This is a genomic window from Streptomonospora sediminis, from assembly GCF_054778995.1.
Map to the genome: position 1 here is coordinate 20044 of NZ_BAAGYZ010000105.1, position 12556 is coordinate 32599.

Here is a 12556-nt window from a genome sequence, read left to right on the forward strand (position 1 = left end):
CGGCGCAGACCGTCGGCGGGAGGGTGCCGCGATGACCGCGACCGCCACCGCACCTGCTGCGTCCCGGACACGGGCCGGGAAACTCCGTTCCGAGCGCGCCCGCGGCTGGTCGCTGCGCGCCCCGCTGCTGCCGGCGCTGATCTTCACGATCCTGGTCACGCAGCTGCCGTTCCTCTTCACGATCTTCTACTCGCTGCAGTCGTGGAACCTGCTGCGCCCGGACTCGGGCACCTTCGCCGGGCTGGCCAACTACGCCTACGTGCTCACCGACGCCCAGTTCCTGGGGGCGGCGCTGAACACCATCGTCATCACCGCCTCGTGCGTGCTGGTGGCGATGGTGGTCGGAATCGGGTTGGCGCTGCTGCTGGACCGGCGCTTTTTGGGCCGCGGCGTGGTGCGCACCCTGCTGATCACACCGTTTCTGATCATCCCGGTGGCCACCGCGCTGCTGTGGAAGACCACCATGTTCGACCCGGTCTTCGGGCTGCTCGGGTTCGTGCTCACGCCGTTCGGGCTGGGCGACGTGGACTGGGTGTCGCAGTACCCGGTGGTGTCGGTGGTGACCGCACTGGTGTGGCAGTGGAGCCCGTTCATGATGCTGCTGGTGCTGGCCGGGCTGCAGAGCCAGAGCCATGACGTGGTCGAGGCCGGCCAGGTCGACGGCGCCAACCGGTGGCAGATGTTCACCCAGATCACCCTGCCCCACCTGCGCCGCTACATCGAGCTGGGCGTGCTGCTGGGGTCGATCTACGTGGTCAACACCTTCGACACGATCTACATGATGACCCAGGGCGGACCGGGTACCGCCAGCTCCAACCTGCCGTTCTACATCTACCAGCGGACCTTCCTCGGGTTCGACATCGGCCAGTCGGCGGCCATGGGCGTCATCGTGGTCATCGGCACCATCGTCGTGGCGACACTGGCGCTGCGGCTCATCTTCCGCACCTTCATGTCCGACCAGGAGGCGAAGTCGTGACCGCCACCGCCCCTGCCCCCCGCACCCGCACGGCCGCGGCGCCCGCGCCGGGCGCGCCGTCCCGCCCGCCCCGGCGCGGCCGAATCGGCGGCGCCGCGCTGACGGTGCTGACCTGGGCCATCGCGCTGGTGTTCGTCTCGCCTGCGCTGTGGATGGTGCTGACGGCCTTCAAGACCGAGGGCATCGCCCAGACCGATCCGCCCACGCTGCTGTTCCAGCCGACACTGGACCAGATACTCAACGTGGTCGACTCCGACTTCCTCCCCTATGTCGGCAATTCGCTGATCGCCACCCTGGCCTCCACCCTGCTGGTGCTGGTGCTGGGTACCCCGGCCGCCTACGCGCTGTCGATCCGGCCGGTCAAGCGCACCAAGGACGTGCTGTTCTTCTTCATCTCCACCAAGATGCTGCCGGTGGTCGCGGTCGTCGTGCCGATCTACGTCGCGGCGGCGGAGCTGTCCATGCTGGACAACATCTGGACGCTGGTGGTGCTTTACACGGCGATGAACCTGCCGATCGCGGTATGGATGATGCGCTCGTTCTTCCTGGAGGTCCCCAAAGGCGTCGTCGAGGCCGCCCAGATGGAGGGGGCGAGCCTGCCGCGGGTGCTGTGGTCGGTGATGCTGCCGATCATGGCGCCCGGAGTCGCCGCCACGGCGCTGATCTGCATGATCTTCTCGTGGAACGAGTTCTTCTTCGCGGTGAACCTGACCGCCTCGCAGGCCGCCACGGTGCCGGTGTTCCTGGTCGGGTTCATCACCAGTGAGGGGCTGTACTGGGCCCAGCTCGCCGCCGCCGCGACCATGGCCTCGCTGCCGATCGTGGTCATCGGCTGGATCGCCCAGCGCCAGCTGGTGCGCGGGCTGTCGATGGGCGCCGTGAAGTAACCGGTGCGCTGAACCGGCATCCCGGGCCCGGTTCGGGCGGCGGGGCGCGGCGCGGACTGCGCCCGCCCCGCCGCCCGGCACCGCGGCGCCGCGCGGAAGAATGGGCCCGGTCACAATCCCTGTGGAGAGGAACCGCGGCATGGCGCTGAAGGTAGGGCTGCTGGGCACGGGCTACTGGGCCCGCGAGACACAGGGGGCGGCGCTGGCCGCCCACCCCGGTGTCGAACTGGTCGGCGTGTGGGGGCGCGACGCCGGCCGCACCCGGGAACTGGCCGACCTTTACGGAGCGGCGGCCTACGCCGACTCCGACGCCCTGTTCGGCGACGTCGACGCCGTCGCCATCGCGCTGCCGCCCGACATCCAGGCCGAGGCGGCCCTGCGCGCCGCCCAGGCCGGGTGCCACCTGCTGCTGGAGAAACCGGTGGCCTTCACGACCGAGGCGTCGGCCGCAATCGCCGCCGAGGTCGAGCAGCGGCGGTTGGCCGCCGTCGTCTTCTTCACCATGCGGTTCTCCGAGCGCATCGACGCGTTCCTGCGCGAGACCGCCGCGGCCGGGGGCTGGGACGGCGCGCAGGCGTCGATGCTGGCGGCGGCGCTGAGCACCGACACCCCCTTCGCCCGGTCGCCCTGGCGCCGCGAACGCGGCGGGCTGTGGGACATCGGCCCGCACGCGCTGTCGGTGGTGCTGCCGGTGATGGGCCCGGTCGCCGAAGTAACCGCGGCTGCGGGCCCCCGCAAGACCACGCACCTGCTGCTGGGCCACAGCAGCGGCGCCGTCAGCTCGCTGTCGCTGACGCTGGAGGCCCCGCCCGAGGGCACCCGCCGGGAGTTCGTCTTCCACGGCGAGAGCGGCGTGGTCTCGCTGCCCGACTCCGAACTGACCCCGGTGGCCGCGTTCTCCGCAGCCACCGACCGGCTGCTGGCCGCCATCGCCGACCCGGCCGCCGCCGCGGCCGAGCCCTGCGGCGCCGGATTCGGCCACGACGTGGTCGCCGTACTGGAAGCGGCCCAAGCAGCGCTCGACCGGCGCTGCACGGTCACCGTGGGGGCCGCCGCCTAATAGTGTGCCGGCCACCCGGCGCACCGAAGTGCTCATGCAGAATGCCCAGATACCACAGCACACAGCTGTGACGGGCATTTCTGCATGAGCAGCGCTTTCAGCCGATCTGTTCGGCGAGGGAGACGATGATGCCCGCGGGGCCGCGGAGGTAGCAGAGCCGGTAGACCCCCTCGAACTCGGTCACCTCGCCGATGAGTTCGCCGCCAAGGGCACGCAGGCGGGCCACGGTGTCGTCGATGTCATCGACCGCGAACATGACGTTGCGCAGGCCCAGCGCGTTCGCCGGTGCGGGGTCGGGCTCGGTGGTGACCGCCGCCGGCGTGTGGAATTTCGTCAGCTCCAGGCGGCCGCGGCCGTCGGGGGTCTGCATCATCACGATGTCGACCCGGACGCCGCCGAGCCCGGCGACACGGTCGACCCACCGCCCCTCGACCGGAGTCCTGCCCTCCACCTCCATGCCGAGTTCGGTGAAGAAGGCGGTGGCGGCCTCCAGATCGTCCACGACCACACCGACGTGGTCCATCCGCTGAATCGTCATGGCGGCGAGCATATTATTCTTGCGGATCCGCGGGCCGCGTCCCGGGCCCGCGGTTCTCAACCGCGCTCTGCGGGCGGCGTGCGGCGGGCCGAGCGGCGGAGCATGTCGACCATGGCCGCAACCGGGGCGGGCGGGCGGCGGCGGTGGACGATGGATATCTCGCGCGCCGGGGCCGCGCCGCCGGGCGGTTCGGCCCGCCACCCTGAGGCGGGCGCCGCGTCCAGGATCAGGCGCGGGACCAGGCCGATGCCCACCCCGGCGCGGATCAGCGCCAGCATCACCTCGTAGTCGCGGGTCTCGTAGGCCACCGGCAGCCGCACTCCCTCGGCCGCGGCTGCGGTCTCCAGCGCGATCCGGTTGGAGATGCCCGGAGCGCCGCAGATCCACTCCTGGTCGGCGAGGTCGGCCAGGCGCGGCGACGTCCCCGCCGCCGGGTGGCCCTCGGGCAGCACCAGCAGCAGCGGATCGACCAGGATCCGTTCGCGGTGCAGCCCGGTTGCGGCGGGCGGCTGCACACCGGGGTACCGGTGGGTGATGAGCAGGTCCAGTTCGCCCGAGGTCACCTGCCCGTAGCCGTCGGGCGGTTCGATGTCGGACAGCGACAGCCGCACCTGCGGGTGGGCCCGGCCGAAAGCCGCTAGCGCACCGGGCACCAGCAGCTTTCCGGCGCTGGCAAAGGAACCCAGCGACAGTTGGGCCGGGGTCTCGCCCGCGGCGGCGCGCACCGCCGACTCGGCGTCGCGCAGTTCGCCCACTACCCGCTCGCCGTAAGCGAGCAGTACCCGGCCCGCCCGGGTCAGCCGCACTCCGGTGCGGGAACGCTCGACCAGCGCACAGCCCAGTTCGCGTTCCAACTTGGCGAGCTGCTGGGACAGCGCGGGAGCGGTGAAGGACATCCGTTCGGCGGCCGCGGTGATGGAGCCGGCGTGGGCGACCTCGACCAGCACCCGCACCCGGTCCGCGTCCAGCAACGCGATCACCCCTGCACGCAGCCGGGACACCGCAGCGGTGCCGCGGCTCTGCCCGACCTAGTGGAAAGCTCTACTTAATGATCCCTAGCAAGCGCAACTTTAACTTAAGCAACCTAGCAGGCACGCTGGAACCATGACACCCACGCCTGCTGCGACGGCCGCACTGCCCACGCCCGCTGACGTCGACGCCGCGGCCGAGCGCATCGCGCCATACGTCCGGCGTACACCGGTGATCACCACGCGCACGGGCGGGCGCACGCTCACCCTGAAACTGGAGCACCTGCAGACCACCGGCGCGTTCAAGCTCCGCGGAGCGCTGAACGCCCTGCTGGCCGCCGGCTCCCCCGACCGCGTCGTGACCGCCTCGGGCGGCAACCACGGGCTGGGGGTGGCCGCCGCAGCGCGGATGCTGGGCACCGAGGCGCTGGTCTACGTGCCCGAGACCGTGCCCGAGGTCAAGGCGCGCCGCCTGGAGGAGTCCGGTGCGGAACTCGTCCGCACCGGCGCCCACTACGCCGAGGCCGCCGCGGCCGCCCGGGCCCGCGCCGGCGCCGACGGGCTGCGCTACCTGCACGCCTACGACGACCCCGACGTTGTGGCCGGGCAGGGCACCATCGGCCGCGAGATCGCCCGCGACGCCCCCGAGTGCGACGGCATCGCGGTGGCGGTGGGCGGCGGCGGCCTGGTGGCGGGCGTGCGCCTGGGCGCGGGTGCGCGCCGTGTCGCCGGAATCGAGCCCGAAGGCTGCCAGAGCCTGCACGCGGCGCTGGCCGCAGGCGGACCGGTCACGGCACCGGTGGACTCGGTGGCCTCCTCGGCGCTGGGTGCGGCGCGCGTGGGCGACGTGCCTTTCGCGGTGCTGCGCGAGTACCCCGTCGAGACCGCACTGGTCACCGACACCGAGATCACCCGGGCGCGCGACCTGCTGTGGGAGGAGTTCCGGATCGCCGCCGAACCCGCCGCCGCGGTCCCCTACGCGGCTTGGCTGGCCGGCCGCGTAGGCGGCGAAAACCCCTGCCTGGTCGTCTGCGGCGCCAACGCGGCGTGGACGCCCGGAGGGTAGGCCGCACCGGACTTTCCCGGCATATCCCCCGCGCCTCCGCGTCCGCCCGGGCGGCTGCGGCCCGCGGCAAAACGCTACATTGGTCGCAGCGGTGGCGCCGGCGGGGGGACGAGGACGTGTTCTATGACGCGGTGCGCGCGGTCAGCGCGCGCACGGGCCGGATGCTGTACCGGCCCGCCATCGGCGGCCTGGCGCACATCCCCGCCTCGGGCCCGGTCATCCTGGCCGCCAACCACCTCTCCTTCTGCGACAGCGTGGTCATCCCCCTCGCCGTGCCGCGCCGTGTGCGCTTCCTGGCCAAAGCCGAGTACTTCACCCAGCCCGGTATCAGCGGCCGGCTCGCGCGCACCGCGTTCGCGGCGCTGGGCGCCGTGCCGGTGGAACGGGGCAGCGGCGGCGGCGCGCTTGAGGCGCTGGACACCGGGCTGCGCCGGCTCAAGGACGGCGGCGTGTTCTCGATCTACCCCGAGGGCACGCGGTCGCCGGACGGGCGGCTCTACCGCGGCCGCACGGGCGTGGCCCATCTGGCACTGACCTCGGGTGCGCCGGTGGTGCCCGTAGGTATCACCGGCACCGATCGTGTCCAGCCCATCGGCGCGCGGCTGCCGCGCATCGCCCCCATCGCGGTGCGGTTCGGCGCGCCGATGGATTTCTCAACCGGGTACGGCCATCTCAAGACCGGCCGCGCACGCCGCCTGGTCACCGACGAGATCATGGCCGCCATCCAGGACCTGACCGGCCAGGAGGCGGCCGGGACCTACAACCCGCGCTCAGCGGCCGACTGACCCGCGTGACCCGCCCGGCGGCCGGCGCGGGCGCACCGGCCGCCGGGCCGCGCGTGGCGCGTGGCGATCAGGCACCGGGCAGGCGCTCGGCCAGCCAGGCCTCGACGTCGTCGGCGGTTCGCGGCAGCCCGGCCGAGAGCACCCGGTTGCCCTCGGCGGTGACCACGACATCGTCCTCGATGCGCACGCCGATGCCCCGCAGTTCCGCGGGCACGGTGAGGTCGTCGGGCTGGAAGTAGAGTCCCGGCTCGACGGTGAGCACCATGCCGGGGCGGAGGTCGCCGTGGAGGTGGACTTCGGTGCGCGACCGCGCGCAGTCGTGGACGTCGAGGCCGAGCATGTGCCCGGTGCCGTGCAGGGTGTAGCGGCGCTGCAGCCCGAGTTCGACGACGCGTTCGGCGGGGCCGTCGAGCAGGCCCCACTCGACGAGGCCCTCGGCGAGCACGCGCTGGGCGGTGCGGTGGTACTCGGTGAAGGGCCGCCCCGGTGCGACCGCGGCGATCGCGGCCTCCTGCGCCGCGTAGACGAGGTCGTAGACGCGGCGCTGCACCGGGCTGAACCGGCCGGAGACGGGCAGGGTGCGGGTGATGTCGGCGGTGTAGAGCGTGGTGGTCTCGACCCCGGCGTCGAGCAGCAGCAGTTCGCCCTCGCGTACCGGGCCGTCGTTGCGCATCCAGTGCAGCGTGGTGGCGTTGGGCCCCGAGGCGGCGATGGTGCCGTAGCCGACATCGTTGCCCTCGACCCGCGCGCGCAGGAAGAAGGTGCCCTCGATGTAGCGCTCGGAGGTGGCCTGGGCCCGCGGCAGCACCGCGGCGACGTCGCCGAATCCCAGCACGGTGGAGTCGACGGCGCGCTGGAGCTGGGCGACCTCCCATTCGTCCTTGACCAGCCGCTGGTCGTGCAGGGCGACGGCGAGTTCTTCGTCGCGCTCGGCTGCGTGTTCGGGGCCGGCACCGGCCGCGGTGCCGGCGGTGCCGGCGGTGTCGGCGGATTCGCCGCGGAGTTCGGCTACGACGGCATCGAGATCGGGGTCGTGGCCGCGCAGGATGCGCACCGGCGCCGCGGGGGCCTCGCGCAGGTGTTCGGGGAGCCGGCGCACGTCGCTGGTGGCCACCCCCAGCAGCTGCGCGGATTCGCCGAGGCTGTGGCGCCGCCCGCTCCAGAGTTCGCCGTGTGCGTCGAGCCAGAACTCGCCGTTGTTGCGGTTGGACCGGGGGCGCAGGTAGGCGGTGGCGTCGTGGCCGCCGCCGGCGCGGGGTTCGAGCACCAGGCAGCCGTCGTCGGACTGGTCGCCGGAGAGGTAGACGTAGTCGCAGGAGGGCCGGAACGGGTACTCGGTGTCGTTGGAGCGGGTCTTCAGGTTGCCGGACGGGATGACCAGCCGCTCGCCGGGGAAACGCGCGCTGAGCGCGGCACGGCGCTTGGCGGTGTAGGCGGCCTGCTCCAGCGGTTCGGCGTCGCGGACCTCGGTATCGGCCCAGCCGCTGCGCATCCAGTCGGCGAGTTCGGTGGACACGGTCTGGGCCTGGCCGTTCTTTCGCGGGGTGAACACCGGTGCCTCGGCGGCGCCGTTATCCTCCGCCTGCGGACTTCTGCTGTGGTGCTCACTCACGGTGGTTCCTCCCGGGCCTGGGTTCGTGCTGGCCGGCCGCTTGTGGCGGCCCGTATCCATCCTACGGCGGACCGCCTTGCCCGGTCCGGCCCCCTTCGCCGCCTGTGGACGGGTTCGCGGCGGCGATCCGGCCGCCCCGGTGCACGGACCGCAGCCGTACCGGCGGTGCGGCGCCGTCGGGTGTGTTGCGGGCGCCGGACCAGCCGGTGCTCAGCGTCCGGCGTTGGGACCGTATCCGGCGTCGTGGTCCTTGGGATCGGCGGGGTCGGCGGTGTTGCCCACGACGGCGGCGACCGGCGGAAGCACCATGGCCGCGGCGCACATCGCCAGCGCCCACCCCGTACCGACCAGGTAGTACACGGGCAGCGACCCGCCGAACAGGACCAGGCAGGTGGTCATCAGCCAGGCGTAGCGGCGCACACGCCGTTTCATGTCTCCAGGCTATCCCGCGCACCGCCGCACGGGAGGCTGCACCGGGCGGGACAGCGGGCAAGGGGCGGGAGCACCGGGTCAGGCCGCGGTGTGTGCGGTGCCGCCCCGGCTCGCGGACCGCGCCGGCCAGGTGGCGGGGTCGCGGAGTCCGGCGAACCCGCGGCGCAGGTCGTAGCCGGCATCCTCCAGCCGCCTGCGCGCACGGCGGGCGCGCTCCACGGTCGCTTCGTCGAACAGGCGCAGGTACAGCGGGTCGGGGGTGGCGTGCAGCCCGGCGCGCAGCGCGCGCAAGGCGACCGTTGCCGCGGTCTGGGTCCCGGCGGGTTCGGGCAGGCTCCGGTAGGCGCGGCGCGCCCACGCCGGAAGCGTGTAGTAGGACAGCGCGCCCACCGGCAGCCACAGCGGCTTCAGCCACGCCAGGCCGCTGAGCCGATCGGGCACCTTCGGCCACAGCAGGAACCGGACGGCCGCCGCGGCTTCGGGGGTGCGTGCGAGCCGCGGGCGCATCGCGGCGAGGTAGGCGCGCATCTGCGCGACCGAAGCGGGCACCCCGGCCGGGTCGAGGCCGACCAGGGCCGCGGTGCGTGTCTGCTCGGCAAAGTAGGCGTCGGCCTCGCGGGGATCGAGCCCCACCCCGGCGCGCATGACGACCTCCAGGTAGGAGACCACTTCGGCGCAGTGCACCCACAGCAGCAGCTCGGGCTCGTCGACGCGGTGCGGCCGGCCGCCGGCGGGATCGGTGAAACGCAGGCGGGCGTGCACCGCTTGGACCCGCCGGCCGAGCTCGGCGGCCTCCTGCGGGCTGCCGTAGGTGGTGGCGGCGACGAAACCAGCGGTGCGGGTGAGCCGGCCGGTGGGGTCGTCCATGAAGTCCGAGCGCTGCCAGACGCCCTGCATGGCGACCGGATGCAGCGCCTGCAGCATCAGCGCCCGCACCCCGGCCACCCACATGGCGCGGTCGATGTGCACGCGCCAGGTGGCGCTGCGCGGGGAGGCGACGGTCGGCTGCATACTGGCACGCTCCCTGGCCGGAACCGGGCGTTCACCGCCACGACGCCATAGAGTCTAGCCACCGCCCTGCTTCGGCAGCGGCGGCAGGATAACCTGTCCTGCGCCGCATTCCGCGCAGCAGCATGGAGGCAGATATGGCGCACACATTCGCTCCCGACACCGAGGCGCTGACCCTGCGCCGCGGCGACCTGGAGTTCGACGCCCTGGCCGCCGGACCACCCGACGGACCGCTCGTGCTGTTCCTACACGGCTTTCCCGAGTTCTCCACCTGCTGGCGCCACCACCTCGCGGCGGCGGCGCAGGCCGGCTACCGCGCGGTCGCGGTCGACCAGCGCGGCTACTCGCCGCGGGCGCGGCCGCTCGACACCGCCGACTACGCGGTGACGGAGCTGGTCGCCGATGTCGCCGCTTTCGCCGACGAACTGGGCGCCGAACGTTTCCACCTGGTCGGCCACGACTGGGGCGGCGTGGTGGCCTGGACCGCGGCCGCGATGCACGCCGACCGGGTCATCAGCCTGGCGGTGCTGTCCACCCCGCACCCGGGCGCGCTTGCCGAGGCTCTGGACTCCTCCCCCGAGCAGCGCGAAGCCATGCGCTACATCCGGCTGTTCCAGACTCCCGGTGCCGCCGAGGAACAGCTTCTCGACAACGGAGCCGCCGGCCTGACCGGCGTCTTCGAGGATCGGGTGCCCGACGACCTGGTCGCCGACAACGTCCGGCGGATGTCCCAGGCCGGTGCGTTAACGGCGGCGCTGAACTGGTACCGCGCGCTGGCCCTCGACTCCGGTTCCGACTCCGATTCCGGCCCCAGCGCCGCAACGTCCGCCAACGCCGCGGCGGTCAGCGTGCCGACTCTGTACGTGTGGGGCGACCGCGACATGTCCTTTACCGCCGCCGGCGCCCGCGGCACCGGCGAATGGGTGGCGGCCCCTTACCGCTTCATCGAACTGGAAGGGTTCTCGCACTGGCTGCCCGAGGAAGCGCCGGAGCGGATCATCCCGGCGCTTATGGAGCACCTGGCGGCGGCCGCCGAGGACGACTGACACCGCAGCGGGGCGTGCCGCGGTCGGCGGGCGCCCCGCCGGCCGCGGCATGGGCGGCCGGTATGGCGGGAGTCACCGCCGAGTCCGGCGGCAACTTGAGTTAACACCTATTACTCTCATGGCGGAAGGGCCGCACAGGCCCCACCGCCAGCATGTCGGCATGGGAGTGGGAGGTGCCCGCGATGGTCGATACCGAACTCTTGACCACCGGACTCATCGCCGTATTGGCCGGGATCGCCCTGGTGCTGCTGGGCGCGCTCGCCTACATCGTGCACGAGGCGGCCGAGCGCCGCCGCGACGCCCGCGCCGGCGTCCCCGCACCGGGCGAGAGCCGGACCGACGCCCCCGGTCCGGAAACCGGCGCGCCCGCGCGCGAACACCAACCCGCCTGAGCCGCGCAGTGCCGGCCGGCCCCGTCGGCCGGACTCACTCCGTGGCGGCCACCGCTCGCGCCAGCGTTTCGGGGGCGACGTTGCCGCCGGAGACCACCGCGACCGTGCGGCCGAAGCGCGCCGGGTCGGCCAGGTAGGCCGCCGCGGCAATGGCACCGCTGGGTTCGGCGACCAGCCGGGCACTGCGGGCCAGGGTGCCGACCCCGGCGAGGATCTGTTCCTCGGTGACCGCGGTGATCCCGTCCAGGCGCGCGCGCAGGTGCGCGAACGTGAGTTCCGAGGGCCCCACCCGCACACCGTCGGCGATCGTGCGCTGGGTTTGCTCCGGCGGCCAGGGGATCAGCCGGCCGTGTTCCAGGCTCTCCTGGGCGTCGGCGGCCAGTTCGGGCTCCACGCCCACCACCGCCGCGCCCGGGCACCGCGCCTTGACCGCGGTGGCCACGCCCGCCGCCAGGCCGCCGCCGCCCACCGGCACCAGCACTGTCTGCACATCGGGCAGGTCGGCGGCGATCTCCATGCCGACGGTGCCCTGCCCGGCGATCACGTCGGCGTCGTCGAAGGGGTGGACGACGGTCAGCCCTTCGGCCGCCGCCAGCTCGCGGGCGGTATCGGCGCGCCGGGCCGGCGGCACCGCAACGGTCTCGGCGCCGAAGGCGTGCATCGCGTCGACCTTGACCTGCGGCGCACCTTCGGGCACCACCACGACGCAGCGGGCGCCGTAGGTGCGGGCCGCGTAGGCCAGCGCCTGGCCGTGGTTGCCCGAGGAGTGGGTGACCACCCCCGAGCGCCGTGCCTGCGGGCTCATCCGCGCCAGCGCGTTGGCGGCCCCGCGGATCTTGAAGGCGCCGACCGGCTGCAGGCTCTCCGGTTTGACCCGCAGCTCGCCGGGCGCCCACGGGCAGGGCAGCAGCGGAGTGCGCACCGCTATCGCGGCCAGGCGGTCCGCGGCGGCGGCGATGTCGGCGGACGTGATCAGCTCCATACGGCCAGCCTATTGCGGTGTGCCCCGCACCGGCACACGGATGGATAATGCGGGTATGCGCACCGACATCACCCCCGGCGGGGTGTCCGACCGCGACTTCTACCGGGTACTGACCGCGCTGGTGGTTCCGCGCCCGATCGCGTGGGTGTCCACGGTTTCGGCCGAGGGCGCCGAGAACCTCGCGCCGCACTCCTTCTTCACCGTGTCCTGCGCCAACCCGCCGATCGTGCAGTTCACCTCGGTGGGCCGCAAGGACCACCTGCGCAATGTGGAGCAGACCCGCGAGTTCGTGGTCAACTTCGCACCCGAGTGGCTGCAGCACGCGATCAACGCGACCGCCACCGATTTCCCGCCCGAGGTCAGCGAGTTCGATGCAGTGGGCGTGCGCCGCGAGCCGAGCACGGTGGTCAAACCGCCGCGGGTGGCCGACTCCCCCGCCGCCCTCGAGTGCCGGCTGCACTCCACGATGCTGCTCGGCGACTCCACCGTGGTCTTCGGCGAGGTGGTCCACGCTGCGGTCGACGACACGGTGCTGGTGGCCGGCCATCCCGAAATCAGTCTGCTGCGGCCGATCGCGCGGCTGGGCAAGGACGAGTGGGGCGCCATGGGCGAGGTGACCTCGCTGCGGCGCATCCGCTACTCCGACTGGCCCGGCGAGTAATACGGGCCGCCGCCGGGGGGATGTGCGGCGGCGGCCCGCGCAGGCGGTGCTCGCGCGTTGACAGTTCCCGCGTTGCTGCCTACATTCGGTGCAAGCAAATGGGAGCGCTCCCAATGGCTCCTATCGCTCCTGCTGCGCGCCGA

General features: G+C 73.0%; 14 protein-coding genes. 8 read left to right on the plus strand and 6 right to left on the minus strand.

The window, feature by feature from the left end; translation table 11 throughout:
- Window positions 1–31: 31 nt before the first annotated feature.
- The 3 genes from ACYVD5_RS21085 to ACYVD5_RS21095 all read left to right on the plus strand — a co-directional run bounded on the left by ACYVD5_RS21085 (window position 32) and on the right by ACYVD5_RS21095 (window position 2923).
- The gene (locus ACYVD5_RS21085; RefSeq protein WP_461002833.1) at window positions 32–976 is read left to right on the plus strand and encodes a carbohydrate ABC transporter permease; all 945 of its coding nucleotides are present in this window, start codon (window positions 32–34) and stop codon (window positions 974–976) included.
- Window positions 973–1863 carry a carbohydrate ABC transporter permease gene (locus tag ACYVD5_RS21090; protein ID WP_461002834.1) on the plus strand — a complete coding sequence of 297 codons (891 nt, stop codon included), beginning with the start codon at window positions 973–975 and terminating at the stop codon, window positions 1861–1863. The genes ACYVD5_RS21085 and ACYVD5_RS21090 overlap by 4 nt, the downstream gene beginning before the upstream one ends.
- 139 nt (window positions 1864–2002) lie before the next feature.
- Window positions 2003–2923 (plus strand): Gfo/Idh/MocA family protein, encoded by a 921-nt coding sequence (locus ACYVD5_RS21095; RefSeq protein ID WP_461002835.1) that lies wholly within the window; start codon window positions 2003–2005, stop codon window positions 2921–2923.
- Between the two features lie 97 nt (window positions 2924–3020).
- Here ACYVD5_RS21095 and ACYVD5_RS21100 read toward each other — a convergent pair whose 3' ends face one another.
- Window positions 3021–3446 carry a VOC family protein gene (locus ACYVD5_RS21100; protein ID WP_461002865.1) on the minus strand — a complete coding sequence of 142 codons (426 nt, stop codon included), beginning with the start codon at window positions 3444–3446 and terminating at the stop codon, window positions 3021–3023.
- Between the two features lie 71 nt (window positions 3447–3517).
- Window positions 3518–4432, minus strand: coding sequence for a LysR family transcriptional regulator (locus ACYVD5_RS21105; RefSeq protein ID WP_461002836.1), 915 nt, complete (start codon window positions 4430–4432; stop codon window positions 3518–3520).
- Window positions 4433–4565: 133 nt separating this feature from the next.
- Here ACYVD5_RS21105 and ACYVD5_RS21110 point away from each other — a divergent pair, with 133 nt between their 5' ends.
- Window positions 4566–5495, plus strand: a complete 930-nt coding sequence (locus tag ACYVD5_RS21110) for a serine/threonine dehydratase (RefSeq protein WP_461002837.1) — start codon at window positions 4566–4568, stop codon at window positions 5493–5495.
- Between the two features lie 116 nt (window positions 5496–5611).
- Window positions 5612–6280 (plus strand): lysophospholipid acyltransferase family protein, encoded by a 669-nt coding sequence (locus tag ACYVD5_RS21115; RefSeq protein ID WP_461002838.1) that lies wholly within the window; start codon window positions 5612–5614, stop codon window positions 6278–6280.
- A 67-nt stretch (window positions 6281–6347) separates the two neighbouring features.
- Here ACYVD5_RS21115 and ACYVD5_RS21120 read toward each other — a convergent pair whose 3' ends face one another.
- The 3 genes from ACYVD5_RS21120 to ACYVD5_RS21130 form a co-directional block, all read right to left on the minus strand.
- A complete protein-coding gene (locus tag ACYVD5_RS21120) occupies window positions 6348–7952 on the minus strand; it encodes an aminopeptidase P family protein (RefSeq protein WP_461002839.1) in 1605 nt (534 codons plus the stop codon).
- A gap of 150 nt (window positions 7953–8102) precedes the next feature.
- Window positions 8103–8324 (minus strand): DUF3099 domain-containing protein, encoded by a 222-nt coding sequence (locus ACYVD5_RS21125; protein WP_461002840.1) that lies wholly within the window; start codon window positions 8322–8324, stop codon window positions 8103–8105.
- A gap of 78 nt (window positions 8325–8402) precedes the next feature.
- Complete coding sequence (locus tag ACYVD5_RS21130) at window positions 8403–9335, minus strand: oxygenase MpaB family protein (RefSeq protein ID WP_461002841.1); 933 nt, start codon at window positions 9333–9335, stop codon at window positions 8403–8405.
- Window positions 9336–9469: 134 nt separating this feature from the next.
- Between ACYVD5_RS21130 and ACYVD5_RS21135 the strand changes: the two genes are divergently transcribed.
- Window positions 9470–10378: an alpha/beta fold hydrolase gene (locus tag ACYVD5_RS21135; protein ID WP_461002842.1), complete on the plus strand. Its 909-nt coding sequence runs from the start codon at window positions 9470–9472 to the stop codon at window positions 10376–10378.
- Between the two features lie 182 nt (window positions 10379–10560).
- Entirely contained in the window at window positions 10561–10770 is a 210-nt protein-coding gene (locus ACYVD5_RS21140) for a hypothetical protein (protein ID WP_461002843.1), read from the plus strand.
- 34 nt (window positions 10771–10804) lie between these two features.
- Here ACYVD5_RS21140 and ACYVD5_RS21145 read toward each other — a convergent pair whose 3' ends face one another.
- Entirely contained in the window at window positions 10805–11752 is a 948-nt protein-coding gene (locus ACYVD5_RS21145) for a threonine ammonia-lyase (RefSeq protein WP_461002844.1), read from the minus strand.
- A gap of 55 nt (window positions 11753–11807) precedes the next feature.
- Between ACYVD5_RS21145 and ACYVD5_RS21150 the strand changes: the two genes are divergently transcribed.
- Window positions 11808–12413 (plus strand): flavin reductase family protein, encoded by a 606-nt coding sequence (locus tag ACYVD5_RS21150; protein WP_461002845.1) that lies wholly within the window; start codon window positions 11808–11810, stop codon window positions 12411–12413.
- Window positions 12414–12556: the final 143 nt, after the last annotated feature.